Genomic DNA, 21,330 nt, shown 5'->3' with positions numbered 1-21,330 from the left:
AGATAAAAGTCCTTACAAATCAGCAGGTTAACAAAATTCCAGCTTTACATGTAATATTTTTATTGTGTTACATGTAATTTAGCGTATATTACATGTAACACGTGTAAGAGAGCTGTCATGAAAGCCAAGTCGTCGGCCCACTACCAGCGGGAGTTCAGAAAGCGCCTGCGGGAAATGGGTCTGGTCAAAAAAGAGGTCTGGATACGCCCGGAATTCGCCAAGCAATTGCAGGCCATTGAAAAGCAATTGCGCGAGCCCGGGGCCAATCCCACTGCAGGAGCTATGGATATGGAAGAAAGAGTGAAAAGCTGGACTACCGCCGAGTTGTACGACGCGTTAGCGGGTGCCGGTCTGAATGCCGAGGCTGAGTTTATCGACGGCGTCGAGCCCGCCATTCACCTGACGATGAATGACTATGGCGACCTGCCGGTGTTTCTCACTGTGGTGGGCGACCAGATCATTGCCGAATCGGTGCTGTGGTCTGTGAGCGACGTGCGCGATGTGGCGGCGTTCAATGAAATGGTGCTGCGCACCCACAAGTACTTCCCGCTCTCCACCGTCAGTCTGGACAACCTGGGTGACGAGGGCGACTACTACCACATGTTTGGTGCGCTCAGTGCCACCTCCAGCCTGGCGAACATCGTGTTCGAAATTGAAGTGCTGGCAAGCAATGTGATTCAGGCCACTGAGGCCTATAGCGAACATCTCAAATAAGGCGAGGTAGTTATGAACATCTGGGCAAAAATGATGACCGCCCTCAAGGGTGGCATTAACGAAGCGGGCGAAGCGGTGGTAGACAGCCAGGCGCTGCGCATTCTGGATCAGGAAGTGCGCGAAGCGTCCGAGGCGCTCAAGCAAAGCAAAGACAGCCTGGCGGAAATCATCGCGCGCGAAAAACTGGCGCGGCAAAAAGCCAAGGATCTGGGCGCAAAAATAGAAGAGCATGAAGGCTATGCCCTCAAGGCGCTGGAAAAAGGCGACGAGCCGCTGGCGCATGAAGTGGCGGTAAAAATTGCCGATCTGGAAAATCAGATGGCGCAGGAGCAGGAAGCCGAGGCGGATTTCAAAGCCAATGCCGACAAACTGCGTCAGGTCATTGCGCAAACCGAACTGAACCTGAAGCGCATGAAACAACAGGTGGATACGGTCAAAGCCACGGAAAACGTGCAGCGCGCGCAGGCGGCGGTGGCCGAACGCCACAGCGGCACAAATTCCAAAATGCGCACGGCCATGGATTCGCTGGAACGCATCAAGGAAAAGCAGGCATTGAAAGCGGCACAAATGGCGGCGGCGGAAGAGATGAGTGAATCTTCTGCGGATGCATCACTGCAGGAGAAGCTGGAAAAAGCCGGCATTACCGGCAGCGGCAAAAATGCCGACGATGTGCTGGCGCGGCTGAAAGCGAAAAAATCGTCTTAACCCAAAGACGGGAAACTCGGGAAAAGGAGACAGGGTATGTTTGCAATATTGTTATCGGAGAAGATGGATCCGTTCTACCAGAATATTGCGTCTTTTCCCACGTTCATCTTTACGTTTTTTCTGCTGCTGACAGTGCTTTACTGGCTGGTGGCGGTGCTCGGCTTCGTCAGCATTGATGTGCTGGATTTTGATATCCCCGATGTGGACGGTGACCTGAACGCAGGCAGCTATAAAGACCTGAGTACCCCTGACGTGCTGGCGGGTCTGATGCTGAAATTTGGCCTGCACGGCGTGCCGGTGACCATCATCATTTCATTAGTGTCACTGGTGGGCTGGCTGATTTCCTACTACGCCACGCATTTTCTGATTGCCTGGATTGAGCCGGGTATATTCCGCTATGTATTGGGCCTGCCCATATTGCTGGGTGCCCTGTGGGGCGCGGTGATGACCACGGCTCTATTGATCAAGCCACTGCGACCGCTGTTTCTGAACGCGCGTCAGCAGTCCAAAACTTACATCATCGGCCAGACCGCCGTTATCCGTTCCAGCTACGCCGATGCCAGTTTTGGCGAAGCACTGCTGGCCGACGGCGGCGCTGGCCTGCTTCTCAACGTGCGCGCCGATGAGGGTGTGCGTTTTAAAACCGGTGATCGGGTGGTGATTATCAGCCACGACGAAGCCAGCAATTTGTACCGGATTGTGTCGGAGCAAGAATTTTCCGGTATGTAATTAATCAGTTTACCAATGGAGTGTTTTTATGGCTGATTTAACTGTCCTGATGCCTATCGTCACCGGCGTGGGTATCTTCTTTGTGGTCCTCATGGGCCTGGCTGCGCTGTTCAAAGCTTTTTATGTAAAAGTTGAGCAGGGCGTGGCGTTGATTGTTAACGACATGTCATCCAAGCCCAAGGTGCATTTTACCGGTGCGCTGGTATATCCCATCATCCACAAGAAAGAGCTGATGCGTATTTCGCTGATCACGCTGGAAGTGGATCGCCGGGGCAAGGATGGCTTGATCTGTCGCGACAATATGCGCGCCGACATTACCGTGGCCTTCTACCTGCGGGTGAATGAAACGGCGGAAGATGTGCTCAAAGTGGCTAAGTCCATCGGCGCCGATCGCGCCTCGGACCGCGAAGCAGTCAACCAGCTGTTCAATGCGAAGTTCTCTGAAGCGCTGAAAACCGTAGGTAAGCAGATTGAATTCGTCAATCTGTTCGAAAATCGCATGGAGTTCCGCGAGAAAATCGTTGCGGTTATCGGCCAGGATCTGAACGGCTATGTGCTGGAAGACGTGGCCATCGATTATCTGGAGCAAACGCCGAAAGCCTCACTTGATCCCTCCAACATCATGGATGCGGAAGGTATCAAGAAGATCACCGAGCTGACCGCAAGCCAGAATGTGCGCACCAACGAACTGGAACGCGACGAAGAACTGGCAATCAAGAAAAAGAACGTAGAAACCGTGGAAGCCATGCTGGCACTGGAGCGTCAGGAATCCGATGCCAAGGCCAAACAGGAGCGTGAAATCGCCACCATCCGCGCCCGCGAGGAGGCAGAAACCAAGAAAGTACAGGAAGAAGAACGCCTGCGCGCCGAAAGCACCTCGATTCAGGTGAATCAGGAAATCGCGGTAAAAACCGAAAACCAGCAGCGCGAAGTGGAAGTGGCAGCGCAGAACCGTTTGCGCGCCGTGGCCATTGAGGAAGAAAAGGTCACCCGTGCGCGCGATCTGGAAATCGTCGCACGCGAACGCGAAGTGGAGATCCAGCGCATTGAAGCAGAAAAGGCACTGGAAGTAGAGCGCAAGGAAATTGCCAACGTGATCCGCGAGCGGGTGGCAGTGGACAAAACCGTGGCGATCGAAGAAGAGCGCATTAAAGAAGTACGCGAAGTCTCGGAAGCGGATCGCCGCAAGCAAACCCAGGTGCTGGATGCGGAAGCGCGCGCTGAAGAAGACAAAGTCAAACAGGTGAAGGCAGCAGAAGCTGACGAGCTGTCTGCCAAGCACAAGGCGGTTGAAATCACCACGCTGGCGCAGGCCAATCTGGAGTCGGCGACCAAAGAAGCGGAATCCAAGAAAAAACTGGCCGAAGGTATCCAGGCCGAGCGCTCAGCACCGGGCCTTGCCGATGCCACCGTAATTCGCGCCAAGGGCGATGCCGAAGCGGATGCAATGCGCGGTACCGGTAACTCCGAAGCGGAAGTGATTGCTGCGAAAGGTGAGTCTGAAGCGCGCGTGATTGCGTCGAAAGGCGAATCGGAAGCCCGGGTTGTGGCTGCGAAAGGCGAATCGGAAGCCGCCGCCAAGCGCCAGATTGGTTTGGCACAAGCGGAAGTCACCCGCGAGCAATTCAAAGCCGAGGCCGATGGTCTGGTGGACAAGTTCAACGCCATGAACAGCATGAGCACACAGGCGCGCGAGCACGAAGAGTTCCGCATGGGCCTGGAAACCGCACTCAAGGAAGCCCTGGCGTCGATCGATGCAGGCAAGGACATTGCGCGCGAAAACGCCGAGGTACTGGCCACCGCACTGGAGCGCGCGAAGATCGACATCGTCGGCGGCGAAGACCATTTCTTCAACAACTTCGCCAAGTCCTTGTCTATCGGCAAGGCGATCGATGGTCTGGCCGAAAAGAGCGGTACCTTGCAGGCCATCCTGGGCAAATTGATGGAGCCCAAGGATGTGGTTGCCACCACTGAAAAAGCGAAAGCCGAAGACGCCAACGCTTGATCCGAACCGGGTGCGGCGATAACGCCGCACCCGCCAATGGCCACCATTGGCAGGTGACAAATTAAGGAAAAACCATGGCTAAGGCAGAAATGAATTCGGCCGACAATCGCGTGGACGATGCGGTAGCATCGGGTGGCGCCTACGAAGTCATCCGCAAGCGGCTGACCGAGCAGGGCCAGAAACTCAAAGGCTTTGCCGATACCCTGAACAGTGCCCGCACCAGCGAGTTTGGTTCCACTGAAATGCAGGTGTTGGCGCGCACCCGGGTGCGTACCGAAAACAACAGTATCGCCCGCGATATGGTGCAGGTGGGTCCTTACCTGCTGTTCGGATACAACGTGTTTATCGGCCTCAAAAAAGAAGTGCGGGTGGAGGACGTGTTCGAACTCTACCGTCTGCAGCAAACCGGCGACGATATCACGCTTGAGCCGCAAGCCAAAGACAACACCTTTCTGGCCGACAGAGGATTTGTCAGCGATTTCGAAGAGCTATACCGTTACTACAAGCACACCCGTCTGGTGGAGCTGTCGGTTAAAAACGGCAAACTACTGGCAGGCTTTCAGATTGGCGAAAAGCTTGACGATATCCGGGTGTTCCGTTGGGCGCTGTCTGCGGACCAGAAAACCCTGACGTATATGGATAACCGCGGGGAGCGGGACATCCAGCTGCCCCCGGCCTATGATTTTGAATGGGTCCGCACCACCCGCGAACACAGTGTGCACGGTAAGCACCCGCACGTGAACATTGAAGACACGGTGTTTGTGGAGACGGTAGGTGGCGATCTGACCATCAAGGTGGAAAATAATACCCAGGACGGATTGGGTATTTACCGCGAGCCGGTGGAAGATAAAACCCAGTCATTGGACGACGCCGAGATTCATTACGCCCGGGTCGGTAAACTCATCCTGCTGAAAATTCTGCCGTATCGGGAACAGGTCTGGCGCTATTTTATTTTCAATACGCTGACCCAAGCCGTGGTGCGTCAGGATGCGCTGGCCGGCTCCTGTGTGCAATTGCCGGAAGACCACGGTGTGATCTTTCCGGGAGGCTACTATCTGGAGAGCGGTGAAACCAAACTGTTTGATCAGGTGGACAAAGGTTTCCGCTTTAAGCGCCGGGTTAAATCCCCCAATGGCGAAGATGTGCTCTATTGTTTTTACGAGCCGGCCAGTGGGCAGCTGGTATTGCTCTCGTATAACCTGATTGAAAAAACTTTGCGAAATCCGCTGCTGTGCAACGGCTATGCGCTGGCCGACAACGGTCGGTTGGTGATTTTTAATGCCGAAGCCGAGCCTACGCGCGTGCATCCGATGCAGGTATGGGATACACCGTTTATCTCCGAGGAATATGCCAGCAGGGCGCCGGCGAGCCAGAGTTTTCTGGGCAATATCGGCAATGCGGCGGTGGTGCGCGGCGTATCGGATCTTTACAGTTTGTGCAAAATGATCGGCCAGCAATCCGTATCGCGCGCGGGCTACGAAGAGTTGATCAGTGCAGCGGGCCGGATTTTTGATGATCACTACTGGCTGGATGACACCCAGGTAGAGGGCGTGGCCGCCAGCGTGCGCGAGATACAAGCCACCGCCGAATTGGTGATTGATGAATTCGTCAAAGTGCAATCCATTCAGGCGGCCTCGGCTAAGGCGTTAGGCGAGGCGCGCAATGAAACTCAGGCCTTACTGCAGCGTATTTGTCCTGACGAGTGGCAGACGACGGATGAGTTTGTGGCAGCGTTGGTGGCGGTGCGCAAACAGCGCGGTCACCTGATATCGCTGAAAGAACTCCGCTATATCGATCTGGAGACATTGTCGTCGCTGGAGCAGCAACTGGTAGAGCAAGAGCAGGGCCTGCAGGAGCAGACGCTGGGATTCCTTGCCGGCGAGACTGCGCTGGCGCCCTACGAAGCCAAAATCAGCGAGTTTGAATCCGCTGCCGAAGCCCTGCAGACCGGCGCTGAGGCCAAAGCGTTACTGGAATCCATTGATGAGACGTCCGGTCAGCTGGATCTGCTCTCAGAAATGATGGCGGGCCTGAGCGGAGGCGATGTGAATGCCACCACGCGCATCGTGGAAAACATTTCACTGGTGTACGCATCGCTCAACCAATGCAAGGCGCGTGCGCGCAACAAGTCCAAGTCGCTGGGGCTGTCCGAGGCGGTGGCGCAGTTTTCGGCCCAGTTCAAGTTGTTGAGCCAGGGCGTGGCCAATGCCCTGAGTCTGTCATCGACACCGGATAAGTGCGACGAGCAGCTGTCCCGCCTGTTGGTGCAGCTGGAAGAACTTGAGGGGCAGTTTGGCGAGCACGACCAGTTTCTTACCGACATCCTGAGCAAGCGCGAAGAAATCTACGAAGCGTTTGAGTCGCACAAGCAACAGTTGCTGGATGAACAGCAAAAGCAATCACAGGCAGTGGCCGATGCTGCCTACCGGGTGATCGAAAGTCTGGATAAGCGCAGCCAGAAATTTACCCAGCCGGACGAACTCAATACCTTTTTTGCCTCTGACCCGTTAGTGCTCAAAGTGCGCGAACTGGTGCAGCGATTGCGCGACCTTAACAATCCGGTCAAAGCCGATGACGTTGAGTCGAAATTCAAGGCCTTGGTGGATCAGGCCAAACGCGGCTTGCGCGATAAGTCCGATATCTATGAAGCTGATGGCAGTGTGATCAAACTGGGGCCGCGTCATCGCTTTTCGGTGAACAAGCGGGACCTGGATCTGACCATTATTCCGCGCGATGACGCGCTTGCTATTCATCTCACCGGTACCGATTACTTTGATGTCATTGACGATCCGGCGTTGAACGCGCTCAAGCCCTATTGGAGCATGAGCCTGGGCTCTGAAACCGCCGAGGTCTATCGCGCTGAGTATCTGGCTTATTGTGTACATCAGGCGATGCTGGCGGGCGAATACGACGAGCCGACCTTAATGCAGGCGCGCACGGATGAGGCGGTACTGGCGAGGCTGGTGCGCGATTATGCCACACCGCGGTACAAGGAAGGCTATGAGAAAGGCATTCACGATCACGACGCCGCGCTGATTTTGCAGCAGTTGATGTCGGTACTGGAAATTGCCGACACGCTGCAGTACTCGCCTCAGGCACGAGTACTGGCACAGTACTTCGTGGCCTCATTGCCCGCCAAATCCGACCAGCTGTCGCACTGGCAAAGTCGTGCCCGGGCGGGGCTGGCCATGCGGGAGCGCCTGCAAAGCCGTGCGGCTACCCAGTTGCTGATTGCAGATCTTGAGCAAGCGCTTGCGTTGTTTTCGGAAGAGTCCGGCCTGTTCCGCGATGTGATTGCAGAGGCGGCTGAATATCTGGTGGCAGAATGTGAGCTACCGGTGCTGCAATTTGCCAGCAGCCGGTATGGATCGGAATTGCTCAAGCTCTTCACCGCGGCCATGGGCGATCAGGCGATGGCGGAATTGCGCGCGGCTGCCAAACCGCTGCCGTTAAAAGACCAGGTGGCCATGGTGTCGTCGTGGGTACGGGCCGTCATCGGCAAAGAAGGGCAGGCGCAATTGAGCCACTATGCGGATGAATGTGTGGCCCTGTTTCTGTTGCAATCCACGCTGGCTTATCGGGCCCTGTCTGCCGAGCTGAACGTGCAGGTAAACGGGCTTTTAGGCAACCACGCGCGTATCGAGCAGGGCCGCTTGTCGCTGATTCCGGACAACTACCTGGGGCGCATGCGCCACCATGATCGGGTCGTAAAGCCAGGCTACGAAAACTACCTGAACATCCGCGCCACCATTGCCGAGCGGGAGAAAAAAGACTTGCGGCTGGCGAGCTTCAAGGCGCGGCCACTGACTTCCTTTGTCCGGAACCGTCTGATCAATGAATCCTATCTGCCACTGATTGGTGACAACCTCGCCAAGCAAATGGGCACAGTGGGTGAAAACAAGCGGACAGACCTGATGGGTCTGTTGATGATGATTTCGCCGCCGGGCTATGGCAAAACCACATTAATGGAATACGTGGCAAATCGCCTCGGATTGATCTTCATGAAGATCAACTGTCCATCCTTGGGTCACGAGGTGCTATCGCTGGATCCCGAGCAGGCGCCCAATGCTACTTCGCGCAAGGAACTGGAAAAACTCAACCTGGCGTTGGAGATGTCCAACAACGTGATGTTGTACCTGGACGATATTCAACATACCCACCCCGAGTTTTTGCAGAAGTTCATTTCACTGTGTGACGGTACACGCCGCATCGAGGGTGTATGGAAGGGTGACACCAAAACCTACGACATGCGCGGGAAAAAATTCTGCGTTGTCATGGCAGGTAACCCTTATACGGAGTCCGGTGAGGTATTCAAAATTCCGGATATGCTCGCCAACCGGGCCGATATTTATAACCTGGGTGACATTCTCGGGGGCATGGACGAACAGTTTGGTCTGAGCTATATCGAAAACTCCATGACGTCTAATCCGGTGTTGGCTCCCCTGGCCACGCGCGATCTGAAGGATTTGTATAAGTTTGTGCGCATGGCGCAAGGTGAGGAGGTGGCAACCACCGATCTGTCCCATGAATACAGTGGCAGTGAAGTAGCAGAAATCACCGGGGTGCTGCGCAATATGCTGCGCGTGCGCGATGTGGTGTTGCGGGTGAATCAGGAATACATTGCCTCAGCCGCCAAGGATGATAAATATCGTACCGAGCCGCCGTTCAAGTTGCAGGGCAGTTACCGCAATATGAACAAGCTGACAGAAAAATTATCAGCGGTAATGAACGAGCAGGAAATCAATCAGCTGATTGCCGATCACTATGTGGGCGAAGCGCAACTACTGACCACCGGTGCCGAAGCGAACCTCCTCAAGCTGGCCGAAATCCGTAACCAGATGACGGACGAGCAAAAAGCCCGTTGGGCCGCGATCAAGAAAGACTTCCTGCGCAATAAGTCCATGGGCGGAGACGATGCGGATACCGGCATGAAGCTGGTGGCGCAACTCACCGATATTGTCGGTGTGCTCGAACAGTTGAACGCGACCGTGACCCATTCACGTAGCAGTTCAGAACCGGCAGCAGATAGCAACCATGCCACCGCGCAGTTAATTGCCAAGGGCATGGTGCGGATTGCGCACAGTATCAAGAATCTGTCGCCTCAGGTGCAGGTTGTGAACGAACCGGTGCCCGGTCTCGAACAAATCCTCACAACCCTCGCCAATACGTTGGAGCACAGTATTTTCCCGCTGGTACGCAATATGGACAAAAAGTTGGATATCGATCTGCGTACGCATGACCGCATGCAGGATGTGTCCAATCAACTGCGAGCGTTGGTGGGTCAAAAACCTGCTTCAGACAACCCGGAGGAATAAACTATGCAATGTACAGCCTGTAAAGCCGGCAAACTGAATCCTTGCTTTCTGGAGCCGGGGCTCCGTGCGCACGAATGTGATCATTGTGGTGGTCATTGGCTCTATGTGGAGGATTTTGTTCAGTGGAAAGCCAATGGCGGCGTGTTGGGTGAAGTTGAACATCCGCCCGTTATCGAGGAATCTGCTTCAGCTCTCACCTGTCCCGCCACCGGGCGATTGATGCAAAAATACCGCATTGCGTCAGGTTCAAACCATAAGCTGGATTATTCGCCGCACACTGGCGGGCTTTGGCTCGATAAAGGTGAATGGGCACTGTTGAAGGAGTATGGTCTGGCAGGCAGCGTGGGCCATATTGTCACCGATGCCTGGCAGCGCAAAATCCGCACAGACGATGCCAAGGCTACGCTGGAAGCGGTATACCGACGGAAGTTTGGCGATGCAAATTATGAAAAACTGTTGGCGACCCGCGAATGGCTGAACGAGCAGGAAAACAAAGCGGATATGCGCGCGTTTTTATTGGCGCGTGATCCGTTTTCAGGGCAATGAGCTTAAAGTTGAATTAAAGTAAGCAAAGCGTGGGGATCGCGGGACGATCCTACGCATTCCATTGTGTGAATAACTTTACTTCAAGTTTTATCTGAGTATCGTAAAGGCTAAAGTTGGGCACTTCGGGTGGCGATTCGTTTAGATCATTTACCGCTCAACGATACGTCCTGTATCGATTCGCTCGCGCCACATCCCTGTGGCTTGCAAATGACCTAAACGAATCGCCAAACCAAGATTATTGAGGATTTTGACAGTTCAGCCTCTTTCGCTATCTTCAACCTTAGCTTTTAGCACGTGGTTGGGTGCAAGAGATTTCCGCGGAATACTCGACATTGCTCGCAGGGGACTGCAAGGGGGGCACTTCGCAAACCCCAGGGATGGGGTGTGAGCGAATCGATACAGGACGTATCGTTGAGCGGCGAAGAGCCTCCCTTGTAGGCCCCTTTGGCAGAGAGGTAAAGCTACTACCAGTTTCGCGGAAATATTTTAACGCTCTATCTCATTGTGAAAACTTCGCTGAGCTAGCGCTGGATAAAAAAAGCCCTCAAATCTGAGGGCTCATCAAACTAGCTTTTACGTCGCATTACGCCGCAAACTCACCCGCAATGGTCTGCACGCTGTGCTTGGCATCACCAAACAGCATGCGCACATTGTCTTTGTAAAACAGCGGGTTTTCCACGCCGGAATAACCGGCATTCATACCGCGCTTGAGTACGAAAACGGTGCGCGCGTTGGCGACCTGGATAACTGGCATGCCATAGATCGGGCTGCCCTGATCTTCGGTGGCTGCCGGGTTCACCGTGTCGTTGGCACCAATGACAATGGCCACGTCCACCTGATCCATTTGCGGGTTAATCGCATCCATTTCCACCAACTGATCGTAGGGTACACTCGCTTCTGCCAACAGCACGTTCATGTGACCCGGCATGCGGCCGGCCACCGGGTGAATGGCGTAGCGCACCTGGCAACCGTTATTTTCCAGGTGATCAGCCAGCTCGCGCACGACGTGCTGCGCCTGGGATACCGCCATACCGTAACCGGGTACGAATACCACATTGGAAGCGGCTTCCAGAACCAGGTAGGCATCTTCACAGTTGATTGGTTTGATCTCGCCTTCCACTTTGGCAGTAGAGGTTTTCACCGCTTTGAAGCCAGAGAACAATACATTGGCGAGCGACCGGTTCATGGCCTTACACATGATGTTGGTGAGGATGATACCGCTCGCGCCTACTAATGCACCGGAGACAATCAACAGATTGTTATTCAATACAAAGCCGGCAGCACAGGCGGCCAGACCCGAGTAGGAATTCAACAGAGAAATCACTACCGGCATGTCGGCACCACCAATCGGGATCACCAGCATAATGCCGAATACCAGGCTCACACCAATGACGGCATACAGGTAGACCGAGTCGCCCACCGGCTGCTGCACAAACCAGATCGCATTCAATACCAGCGTCAGCACGATCAAGCCATTGACGAACGCCTGACCTTTAAAGGTAATGGCCTTGCCCGGCATTTTCTCCGACAGTTTGGCCCACGCAATTAACGAGCCCGACAGGGTGACGCCACCGATCAGAACTGACAATACAATGGTAATGGCCACAAAGCTGCTGGCTTCTCCGCCAAACAGCGCAGCCCAACCCACCAGCAAACTGGCGGCACCACCAAAGCCGTTAAACAAGGCCACCATTTCCGGCATGGAGGTCATGGCAACCAGGCGCGCAGTCAGTACACCGATCACCGAACCAATCAGCACGGCGACTGCAATCCAGGTAAACGTCAGGATTTGCTGGTCCAGCAATGTAACAACAATGGCGAGCAACATGCCGATGGCGGAAAGTGCATTGCCTTTGCGCGCCGTGGCGGGCGAACCCAGCATTTTGAGACCGAACACAAATGCCAGCGCGCTGGCGATGTAAGCGAAGTTAATGATCACGGCTGAGCTCATTGTGCACCTCCGCTACTTTTCTTCTTGAACATGGCGAGCATGCGGTCGGTTACCAGGTAACCACCCACCACATTAATGGTGGCCAGCGTTACCGCGGCGGCGCCCAACCAGGTGGCCATGGCGGTTTGTTCGGCACCGGCGCTTACCAGGGCGCCCACCAGAGTGATACCGGAAATGGCGTTGGAACCGCTCATCAAAGGCGTGTGCAAGGTGGCCGGCACCTTGGCGATCAGCTCAAAGCCCAGAAAGATGGCGAGCATGAGGATAAAAGACAGATACACTATCTGCTGTAATTCGGGAGTCATTGTCGTATTCCTTTAATCAGGCCGCCGCCGATTTCTCAACCGGCTGGCGTGCATTTTTGATAACCGGGTTCACCAATTCGCCACCGTGGGTAATGACGCAGCCTTTGAGAATTTCTTCGTCGGGCTTCAGGTCAAAATTGGCGGTTTCCTTGTTCCAATAATCAAAAATAAGATTGATCAGATTGTTGGAATACATCTGGCTGGCATTCTGGGCCACGCGGCCGGGCAGGTTGCGGTAACCAATGACTTTCACACCGTTGAGATCCACTTCCTGATCCGGTTGTGAACCTTCCACATTGCCGCCGGAATCCACCGCCATATCGACCACGATTGAACCCGGCTTCATCACCGACAACATTTCAGCGGTGATAATGCGCGGCGCCTTGCGACCAAACACCTGTGCGGTGGTGATCACAATATCGGCGTTTTTCATCACATCCATCTGGCCTTCGCGCTGCTTCTGGATTTGCTCTTCGGTCAGCTGATTGGCGTAGCCGCCAGCCGTCTGGCCGGTTTCGCCCAGATCGATTTCGAGGAACTTGGCGCCCAGGGATTCCACCTGCTCTTTTACCACCGGACGGGTGTCGAATGCATCGACCCGCGCGCCCAGTCGTTTAGCGGTGGCAATGGCCTGCAGGCCCGCCACGCCGGCGCCAATGATAAATACCCGTGCCGGAGTGATGGTGCCGGCCGGTGTCATCATCATGGGCAGAATGCGGTCCAGTCGTTCGGCCGCCAGCAGTACCATGGCGTAACCGGCCAGGTTGGCCTGGGATGACAGGGCGTCCATTTTCTGGCTGCGGGTAATGCGCGGAATCATTTCCATGCTGATCGCGGTTACGCCCTGCGCCGCCAGGGCGTCAACCAGTGCGTGCTCGTTGAAAGGGTCCAGAAACGAAATGTGAATTGAACCTTTTTTCAGCTGGGGCACTTCTGCCAGATCGGGCTTGCGCAGGCGCAAGACCAGATCACTTTGACCCAGCAGGGTTTTGCGGTCGCTAGCGACCGTAGCACCCGCATCAATGTAGACCTGATCGGGGATCTGCAGCGATTGGCCCAGGCCGGATTCGATGCTGACAGTGGCGTTGGCTGCCACCAGTTTTTTTACGCCATCAGGCAGTAGTGGCACGCGGGTTTCGCCAGCGTCCAGCTCACGGGGTATGCCGATAAGCATGATTAGTCCTCCTATGCACCCGCCCTTTTTTGAATGTGTTTGCTATGACCGTGTGCCCGGTCTCGAAATTTAAGCGGACGCACATCTTAACGAAGCCTATTAGCCGACTTCTAGCTATAGATCTGATAAATAAAGGTGATTGTTGTGTAGTTATGCTACAAAAAGTGGGTCATTAGCGTGGATTTTGAGCGAATGTGCCAAGTGGACTTGGTAAATCCGGACTTCAAAACCCCGAGGAAGGCTAAAATTTTTACAGGATTTAGGTCAGCAATAACGATAATAGATAAGTTTTATGTGTTGCCGGGATGCTGTCAGCCGGGTTTGACGGAGATCTGGATCCATTTAACATCACAGCAAATTATTTTTTTGCTCTTGAGTATTCTCTTGGTGGATACCAACTTGGGGCATTGGGTCTTTGCGCTGGCTGACTACAATAGAGGCAGTTTTTGGAGGATTTATCATGAGCAATAAGACATTGGCGCAATGGTCGGCGATGGCCGATGGTTTACAGATTGAAGCGCGTGCATTTATCGATGGTGAATATGTAGCGGCGGCGTCGGGTAATACCCGCCCCACTATTAATCCCGCCAATGGCGCGACCCTGGCTCATGTAGCCAGTTGCGGTCCTGAAGATGCAGACCGGGCTATCGCGTCGGCCAAAGCCGTATTTGAAGCTGGTACCTGGGCCAATCTGGCACCTGCGGACCGGAAAAAAGTCATGGTGCGCTGGGCAGAGCTCATTGAAGCCAATGCCGAAGAGCTTGCGTTGCTGGAATCGCTGGACGTCGGTAAGCCAATCAGCGATACGCTGAACGTGGATGTGCCTTCAGCTGCTCGCACAATCCGCTGGAGTGGCGAGGCCATTGATAAGTTCTACGATGAAGTGGCGCCCACTTCCCATGATTCTCTCGCCCTGGTGCAGCGCCTGCCCTTGGGCGTGGTAGCGGCGATCGTGCCCTGGAATTTCCCGTTTTCGACCACTGCCTGGAAGCTGGCGCCGGCGATTGCCACGGGCAACAGCGTGATTCTGAAACCTGCCTCCAACACCCCGTTGACGGCCATTCGCCTGGCGGGTCTTGCCAAGCAGGCCGGGTTGCCCGATGGCGTGCTGCAAGTCCTGCCAGGACCGGGTGGCTCGTTGGGCAGCCATTTGGCCCGCCATATGGACGTGGAAGGCCTGACCTTTACCGGTTCAACGCCCGTGGGTAAAACCCTGATGGAGTACTCCGGCCAGTCCAATCTGAAGCGCACATTCCTGGAGCTTGGCGGCAAGAGCCCGAATATTGTGTTTGCTGATGCCAACCTCGACAAGGCGGCAGCCATGGCGGCCACGGCGGTATTTTACAACGGTGGCCAGACCTGCACCGCCGGTACCCGCCTTCTGGTAGAGCGCAGCATTCACGATGCATTTATTGCCAAAGTCATTGAGCACGCCAAGGGCTGGATGCCGGGTAATCCCCTGGACCCGGCCACCAGTATGGGCCCGATGGTGGATGAGGCGCAGTTCAATACCGTGGCCGAGTATGTGCGCATTGGTCTGGACGAGGGTGCGACCCTGGCCTTTGGTGGCAAACGGGTTGCGTGTGTGGACGGCGGCCATTTCCACGAACCCACCATCTTTACCGGCGCGCACAATAAAATGCGCATCGCTCAGGAAGAAATTTTCGGTCCGGTCATGACCGTGATTCCTTTCGATACGGAGGCCGACGCCATCGCTATCGCCAATGATTCCATTTTTGGTCTTGCCGGTGCGGTGTGGAGTCGGGACATCAATGTGGCACATCGCGTAGCCAAGGCGGTCCGTGTGGGCACCATGGGCATCAACAACTACTTTGGTGGCGACATGACCGTGCCCTTTGGCGGCTTTAAACAGTCGGGCAATGGCCGGGATAAATCCATGCATGCGTTCGACGATTACACTGAACTCAAAACCACCTGGATCGAGTTCGAGTAACCGCCAAATTGTGGCGTCGGCCCTTGCGTTGGCGCCACAAGCGGTTAAAGTGGGCGCTGATTCAAACAGCCTGGAGGCAACATGAAATCAGCAATTTTAGCCCTGGCGGTGTTGGCGGTGAGTGCCTGTACCTGGGTTGAACCCAAACCCGAGGCGGCGGGCATCAAACTGGCCACTGCCAGCGATGTACAGCATTGTGAGCACCTTGGGAATGCCAGTTCCAAAGGGGTCAGCAAAGTGGGTATCTACGTTCGCAAGGACGAAAAAGTCATTACTGAGCTGGCGGCGCTGGCCAAAGATGAAGCCTACAAGATGGGCGGCGATACCATTGTACGGTCATCGGAGCTTGGTGAAGATGGCTCGATGACCTTTGGCGTATACCGCTGCAGGCTCTGATTCCTCACAGCTTGAATTCGATGGGCGGCAGGTTGCCATTGTCATCCTGCCCGCCCTTCAGTTTGTCTTCCGATTCTGCTTTATTCCATTCTTCACTCTGATTGCCGGTCTTCAACGCCTTTGGCACACGGCGCTTGCGCGTGGGCGCCTGGGTCTGTTCTTTTTCATCAGCTAATTTCTGGTCCAGCTTGTCGGCCAAGGCCGCCGCTTTCTGTGCCTGCGATTCTTTGCCAATGTCCAGAAATGCCTCAGAAATTGTGCGCATGACCAGATTTAACTGTGCAAATTGCGGGTGACTCTTGGGCAGATCCAACAATAGCTGAAGCGCGAGCTTGGGGTCGCCGTGACGCTTGGCGTACTGCGCCAGCAATAACTTTTGTGACGGTGCTTCCGGGCAGTATTGTGGCAACAGGGCCCGGATTTTTTTCAGTGCCGGATAGACCTTCAGCGTTTGATTGTGCTTTTCCAGTTGGTGGATAAAGTGAGGAAAAAACTTTTCCAGCCGCACTTTCAGACGGGCAGCACACAAAAGATCAAAGCAGCGTTCGTAAAATTGTATGTCCTGTGGAAACAGACTGTTGGCTTCTACATACAGGTCAACGGCTTTGTTGTAGTCGCCTTGCTTTACCGCAATATCAATTTTTGAAAGGTGTCGGTCTTTATCGCTGCGCTGATGAACATCCGAGTCCTCGCGGGCAATGTAGCCGAGATCGCCCTGATGCTGAAAAATCATCAGGCCCATGATGTGAAAGGTGACAATGAGGTAATAATTGCTGATGGCGCCTTGGAGAATATAGCCGATAAAACCCACGTGTTCGCCCACCAGACTGTGCAACACTTCTACGCTGGCCATCATGATCATAATCATGCCCAGCAATACCCCGTAGGATGTGCCGAGCGCAAGTATCAGTTGCAGAATGTTCAGCGGATTGAGTGCTTCAACCAGGTTGTCGCGGTCGGCAAACAAAATCACGATGGCGGGAAATACCAGGATAGAGAGGGTTGCCATAAAGCCACCCATGCCAGCGCCCACGTAATGATAGGCCGCGAACACCACCACACCCAATACCAGTGCAATAGCAAACAGTTGCATTACCAGCGTTAAACCGCCGCCATTGGTTTCGTTCCATTCCGGTGGCTGGGTTTTACCCAGTGCCGTGGTTTTGAGGCAGGTAAAGGCGTAACGCAATATGGCGCCCAGTGCCAGCAGATAAATTATCAGGCTGAAAGGCATGTAACCGGCGATTGCACTGCCAACGCTGCACAAAACGATCAATACGATAGCCTGCGCATTGGCCGGGTAACGGAAGGCATCGGACAGCTTGCGCCAAAACGGCTCTGCGCTATGACTGGCGCCAAGGTTGTGCAGCTCGGCCTGGCACTGGAAGCAGCGCGGCCCACCGCGACTGCCACTTTCATCGGCGCAGTTGTCACACAAGGGCGTGCAACAGTGTTCGCATTCCCATTTGGCTGCGCTGGCGGGATGGTAGTAGCAGCGGCTCATGAGGTGGCTTCCTGTAGCGCATGGGCGCGTTGTTGATACTCTTTGCTTTTGGGAATCTGGCCCAACTCGGCAAAGCTTTGCGCCAGTTTTACCGCCAGGCGCATCAGTTGTTTGCTGTCGGAAATACGTTTCTCTGCGGCCCTGTAGGCTTGTTCGGCGGCTTGGGTTTCACCTTCATCACAAAGGCGCGCCACCAGTGCAATCAAAGCGTCGCGACCGACAAAGCCGACGGCATCGGGCGTGCGTCGGATAAGTTGCACCTGCGTGTGGATGTCCGCGCTGGTCTCCGGTGCGGCGCCGAGTAAGCCGGCAGCGGCTTTTTCCATCAGTTGACCGCCTGCGATTTTGCAAAGGTTATAACGTATCTGGTGCAACCTGAAATTGTCGGGCCGGGTTTTGAGTGCGGTGTTGACGGCCCGTAATGCCTGCTCAAACTGATAGGCTTCAATGTGCTTTAACACTTTTATCAGATCCGCATCTTCCTGCGGGTCGCTGTCGGGCGTTTCAATATAATCGTTATTGAGCGTTTGCGGGCTGAACTTGTTGTTGAGCAAGCTCAGGCCAGCACCGACGATAAAGCCGCCCGCATGTGCCATGAAAGCAACGCCTGCATCGGGATCAGATAAATAACTGAAAATTTCTTTGCCAATGTACAGTGGCAGGATAATCAATGCCGGCGCACGGAAATAGCCGACAAATACAAACAGCCAATAAAAGAATTCAATTTTCCTGAGCATGAAAACACCCAGGTACATGGCCATCACGCCGGAAATGGCGCCGGATGCACCCACCAAGGGAATGGATGAATCCGCTTCAAACATGGCGTGCATCAAGCCGCCGGCGATACCGCTGATTAAGTAGAAGGCGAGAAACCGCCAATGGCCAATGGCGGCTTCCACCGCGAACCCGCAGATCAGCAGAAAAAACAGATTGCCCAACAAATGCATGGTATCGCCATGCAAAAACTGGTGGCTGATCAGGCGTGTGACCTTTAACTCACTGGGTATTAAGCCCCAGCGGATCCAACTCAGTTTAGCCACTTGCTGATTCACCTGTTCACGGTCGCGCAGCCACTGAGTAGCGGTATCGTAGCTCTGTGCCTTGAACATCGCGGTGCTCAGATGCTGGAAAAAATCGGGATCCAACAGCATGAACTGGGCACTGAATTCAGGTTCCAGCGCATGTGCTTCGCGCGCTTGCTCCAGCGTTTCCAGGTCGCCGGACTGCTCCAGGTAGGTTTGATACAGGGGCCATTCCAGCGGCAGCAAGGGTGCGTAGGTCTCCATTGCCTGTTCCAGTTTGTCCTGGTCACCGGATTGGTACCAGAAGAAAACCAGTACGTTGAGCAAGACCAGGCTAACCAGTACCCAGGGTTTCCGGCTCCAGTCAAAGCGCTTTTCGGTTGGAATGATGATCATGCCCGGGTCCCTGATACGGCGTTATTCCTGACTTCTATCATACCTCGTTGGGAAAATAACGTGCCAAAAAACTGCGCAAAAATCTATTTTTGTGAGCCACTTTAAAGTCACTTGCGCGCGCTCTATATTCTGTGCGGGCAATGAGGTGCCCGACTATGATGAATCTACTTTGGGTAGTGCTTGGCCTGCTCTTGTTGGTGAAAGGCGCAGAATTTCTGATTCAGGGCAGTGCCAATATTGCTGCCCGCTTCCGCATCCCCCCGTTATTGATTGGATTGACACTGGTGGCGTTTGGCACCAGCTCACCGGAACTGGCTGTCAGCGTCGATGCCGCCCTTGCTGGGCAGGCGAGTGTTGGCCTGGGCAACGTGGTGGGCAGCAATATCTTCAACGTATTGTTTATTCTCGGACTGTGTGGCCTGGTAGCACCGTTGATGGTGTCTTCGGTACTGATCCGATGGGACCTGCCCATTATGCTCGGAGCCAGTCTGCTGACCTGGTTGTTCGCCGCTGACGGCGCGCTGGTCTGGTGGGAAGGAATGCTACTGTTGGCCGGCCTGGCCGCTTATCTTGTCAGCCTGGTGTACCGGGCGCGCGCTAATCCGACGCCGGATGATGTGGGCTTCACGTTGGCGGAAAATACCGCAATGTGGCGCCACGGCTTAATGGCGGTACTGGGCCTGGCCCTGTTGGTGGTGGGTTCGAAGCTGATGGTAAAAGGCGCGGTTGCTATCGCCCTGATGCTGGGTGTGAGCGAACTGGTGATCGGGTTGACGCTGGTTGCCGCCGCCACCTCGTTACCAGAGGTGATGACGTCCTTGGTTGCGACGATAAAAGGCCAGCGTGACATCGCCGTGGGCAACGTCATTGGCAGCAATATTTTTAACCTGCTGGGCGTGTTGGGTGTGGCGGGCTGGGTGTCGCCTGAACCCATGGCGGTGCCCCAGGTGATGTTGCACATCGACATTCCCCTGATGGTGATGGTGGCGTTGATCTGCTTGCCGGTTTTCTTTACCGGCCACCAGATTTCACGGGTGGAAGCCGGTGGTCTGTTGGCACTTTATATTGCCTACACCTGTTACCTGGTGCTGAGTGCCATAGGCAGCCCGGTTGGCGGCTGGGTGTATGAAGCGGTAAAGATGCTCAGTATCCCGTTAACGCTTTTGTTGATAGCCAAAACGGCCGATGAACTGCGCGGCGAATCGGTGGGTTAAGTCAAAAACAAAAAAGGGCCCAAGGGCCCTTTTTCATTACACGACTCACAAAGGCAAATCGTAATACAGCGTGGTTTCAAACTCGAACGGATCTGACTCCAGATCACTGGGCGGTGGCGGGAAGGGTTGCGCGTTGCCAACGGCCTCCAACGCCTGTTCGTTGAACATGCTGTGCTTGGAAGGCTCCACCACTTCAACCTTCAGCAACTTACCATTGCTGTCCAGGCTGATCGCCAGACGCACCGAGCCTTCGGCACGGCGGGTAAAGGCGCGCTGCGGGATGTGTTTGTGGGTGTTGATTTCACGATTCAGCGTCTTCAGGTATTCCTGGCGCAGGAGCAACAGGCGCGCCTCTTCTTCCTCGGAAAGCACTTTTACCGGCGCTGCTTTGGCCACTTTGGCAGCGGGCGCAGGTTTGGCCTCCGGGCTCGCCTTGGGTTTTGGTTCGACTGCAGCCTTGGCCACCTGAGTCGCGGTGGGCGTGGGCGTTGCGACAGGCTTGGGCGTCACCGTTGGTTTGGGTGTGGCTTTAGGCGCGGCAGTGGGCGTCGGTTTGGGCGCGGCCACGGGTTTTGGGGCTGGCGCGGGCTTGGGTGCTGCCGCCACGACGGTGGCGGCCGCGGCGACAACGGGCACAGGCTCAGGACTGGCCGGTTTGAGCGTCGCCTCAATGGCGGCAACCCGGCCTTCGCGCGGGAGTGTATTGTTAAACCAGCTGATCACGTCGGACTCGGGCTTCTCTTGCCCCAGAATTTCACGCTTGAACCGGCTGCTGATGGGCACATCGCCCATCCAGGTAGACAACAGCATGCGGAAGAAATCGGGCGCGTCGTAGCTGGCCAGCTCAATGCCATTGAGGCTCAGGGTAACGGTTTTCTGGCCATCAAAGCGATACACGATGGCATCGCCGGGCTCCAGTTCTACCGCCACGGCGGCGCGGGAGCGGGATATGTAGGTGGCGTTCTTGGCCAGGGTACGCGCATCGGTATTGACGGCGATGGCATCGGCGATGAGTTTGAAGAAGCGCCGGTTATTCAACCGCTCAGAGACAATCCGGTACTCCATGGTGGCCGCTGGTGTGCGGCTGAGTAAATCGCCGGCATCCGGTGCCGCCGGCGTGGTCAGGCGGGCCGCAAACATCGGCTGATTCGCCTGAGTGAGGGCCGAATAGGTCGTGGATTCGGCCAGGGTCAGTGCACTGAAAAACATCAGCGCAAGGCCGGATATCAGTGAAAGGGTACGTGTCCGGTAATGCAATGTCATTGAACAGCCTTGCAGTCTGGGTTGTGGGCTGTCCTTTGGCCCAAATTGGTGCATGCGTGCACCTTGTAGTGTAGCAGGCGCTATTGGGTTAGGACGAGCCGCGAATTGGGGCGCCATTGTGCTGTTTGGTTATTAAT

At 55.0% G+C, this 21,330-nt stretch carries 15 protein-coding genes; 9 read left to right on the top strand and 6 right to left on the bottom strand.

All coding sequences use genetic code 11. The features are described 5' to 3' along the window. Positions 1–117: 117 nt before the first annotated feature. From bacA to M5M_RS11310, 6 genes are all read left to right on the top strand, one after another. A complete protein-coding gene (bacA, locus tag M5M_RS11335; RefSeq protein WP_015047636.1) occupies positions 118–714 on the top strand; it encodes a biofilm formation regulator BacA in 597 nt (198 codons plus the stop codon). A gap of 12 nt (positions 715–726) precedes the next feature. After that, positions 727–1,419, top strand: coding sequence for a PspA/IM30 family protein (locus tag M5M_RS11330; protein WP_015047635.1), 693 nt, complete (start codon positions 727–729; stop codon positions 1,417–1,419). A 36-nt stretch (positions 1,420–1,455) separates the two neighbouring features. Further along, positions 1,456–2,148 carry a hypothetical protein gene (locus tag M5M_RS11325; RefSeq protein ID WP_015047634.1) on the top strand — a complete coding sequence of 231 codons (693 nt, stop codon included), beginning with the start codon at positions 1,456–1,458 and terminating at the stop codon, positions 2,146–2,148. Between the two features lie 28 nt (positions 2,149–2,176). Then, complete coding sequence (locus M5M_RS11320) at positions 2,177–4,153, top strand: flotillin family protein (protein ID WP_015047633.1); 1,977 nt, start codon at positions 2,177–2,179, stop codon at positions 4,151–4,153. A 74-nt stretch (positions 4,154–4,227) separates the two neighbouring features. Then, on the top strand, positions 4,228–9,468 hold the full coding sequence (locus tag M5M_RS11315; RefSeq protein WP_015047632.1) for a DNA repair ATPase: 5,241 nt from the start codon (positions 4,228–4,230) through the stop codon (positions 9,466–9,468). A 3-nt stretch (positions 9,469–9,471) separates the two neighbouring features. Beyond that, complete coding sequence (locus M5M_RS11310) at positions 9,472–10,014, top strand: zf-TFIIB domain-containing protein (protein WP_015047631.1); 543 nt, start codon at positions 9,472–9,474, stop codon at positions 10,012–10,014. A gap of 583 nt (positions 10,015–10,597) precedes the next feature. On the opposite strand, the gene M5M_RS11305 is transcribed toward M5M_RS11310, so the two are convergent. The 3 genes from M5M_RS11305 to M5M_RS11295 are packed head-to-tail and all read right to left on the bottom strand — an operon-like array spanning position 10,598 to position 13,444. Continuing rightward, a complete protein-coding gene (locus M5M_RS11305; protein WP_015047630.1) occupies positions 10,598–11,965 on the bottom strand; it encodes an NAD(P)(+) transhydrogenase (Re/Si-specific) subunit beta in 1,368 nt (455 codons plus the stop codon). Further along, positions 11,962–12,270 carry an NAD(P) transhydrogenase subunit alpha part 2 gene (locus M5M_RS11300; RefSeq protein WP_015047629.1) on the bottom strand — a complete coding sequence of 103 codons (309 nt, stop codon included), beginning with the start codon at positions 12,268–12,270 and terminating at the stop codon, positions 11,962–11,964. Before M5M_RS11300 ends, M5M_RS11305 begins: the two co-directional genes overlap by 4 nt. Positions 12,271–12,286: 16 nt before the next feature. Further along, positions 12,287–13,444, bottom strand: a complete 1,158-nt coding sequence (locus M5M_RS11295) for a Re/Si-specific NAD(P)(+) transhydrogenase subunit alpha (RefSeq protein WP_015047628.1) — start codon at positions 13,442–13,444, stop codon at positions 12,287–12,289. A 460-nt stretch (positions 13,445–13,904) separates the two neighbouring features. Between M5M_RS11295 and M5M_RS11285 the strand changes: the two genes are divergently transcribed. Both M5M_RS11285 and M5M_RS11280 read left to right on the top strand, forming a co-directional pair. After that, positions 13,905–15,398, top strand: a complete 1,494-nt coding sequence (locus tag M5M_RS11285; protein ID WP_015047626.1) for an aldehyde dehydrogenase — start codon at positions 13,905–13,907, stop codon at positions 15,396–15,398. An 81-nt stretch (positions 15,399–15,479) separates the two neighbouring features. After that, positions 15,480–15,794 carry a DUF4156 domain-containing protein gene (locus M5M_RS11280; RefSeq protein ID WP_015047625.1) on the top strand — a complete coding sequence of 105 codons (315 nt, stop codon included), beginning with the start codon at positions 15,480–15,482 and terminating at the stop codon, positions 15,792–15,794. A 4-nt stretch (positions 15,795–15,798) separates the two neighbouring features. Here M5M_RS11280 and M5M_RS11275 read toward each other — a convergent pair whose 3' ends face one another. Next, entirely contained in the window at positions 15,799–17,298 is a 1,500-nt protein-coding gene (locus tag M5M_RS11275; protein ID WP_015047624.1) for a DUF4013 domain-containing protein, read from the bottom strand. Beyond that, the gene (locus M5M_RS19560; protein ID WP_015047623.1) at positions 17,295–18,716 is read right to left on the bottom strand and encodes a rhomboid family intramembrane serine protease; all 1,422 of its coding nucleotides are present in this window, start codon (positions 18,714–18,716) and stop codon (positions 17,295–17,297) included. The genes M5M_RS11275 and M5M_RS19560 overlap by 4 nt, the downstream gene beginning before the upstream one ends. A gap of 155 nt (positions 18,717–18,871) precedes the next feature. On the opposite strand from M5M_RS19560, the gene M5M_RS11265 reads away from it, so the two are divergent. Further along, complete coding sequence (locus M5M_RS11265; RefSeq protein WP_015047622.1) at positions 18,872–19,930, top strand: calcium/sodium antiporter; 1,059 nt, start codon at positions 18,872–18,874, stop codon at positions 19,928–19,930. A gap of 45 nt (positions 19,931–19,975) precedes the next feature. On the opposite strand, the gene M5M_RS19555 is transcribed toward M5M_RS11265, so the two are convergent. Next, on the bottom strand, positions 19,976–21,193 hold the full coding sequence (locus tag M5M_RS19555) for a TonB family protein (RefSeq protein WP_015047621.1): 1,218 nt from the start codon (positions 21,191–21,193) through the stop codon (positions 19,976–19,978). Between the last annotated feature and the right edge of the window lie 137 nt (positions 21,194–21,330).

Origin of the sequence: Simiduia agarivorans SA1 = DSM 21679, from assembly GCF_000305785.2 — a bacterium.
In the GTDB taxonomy this organism is placed as follows: domain Bacteria; phylum Pseudomonadota; class Gammaproteobacteria; order Pseudomonadales; family Cellvibrionaceae; genus Simiduia; species Simiduia agarivorans.
Note: the sequence above shows the minus strand (reverse complement) of the source record. Positions and strands in the feature narration are given on the sequence as shown.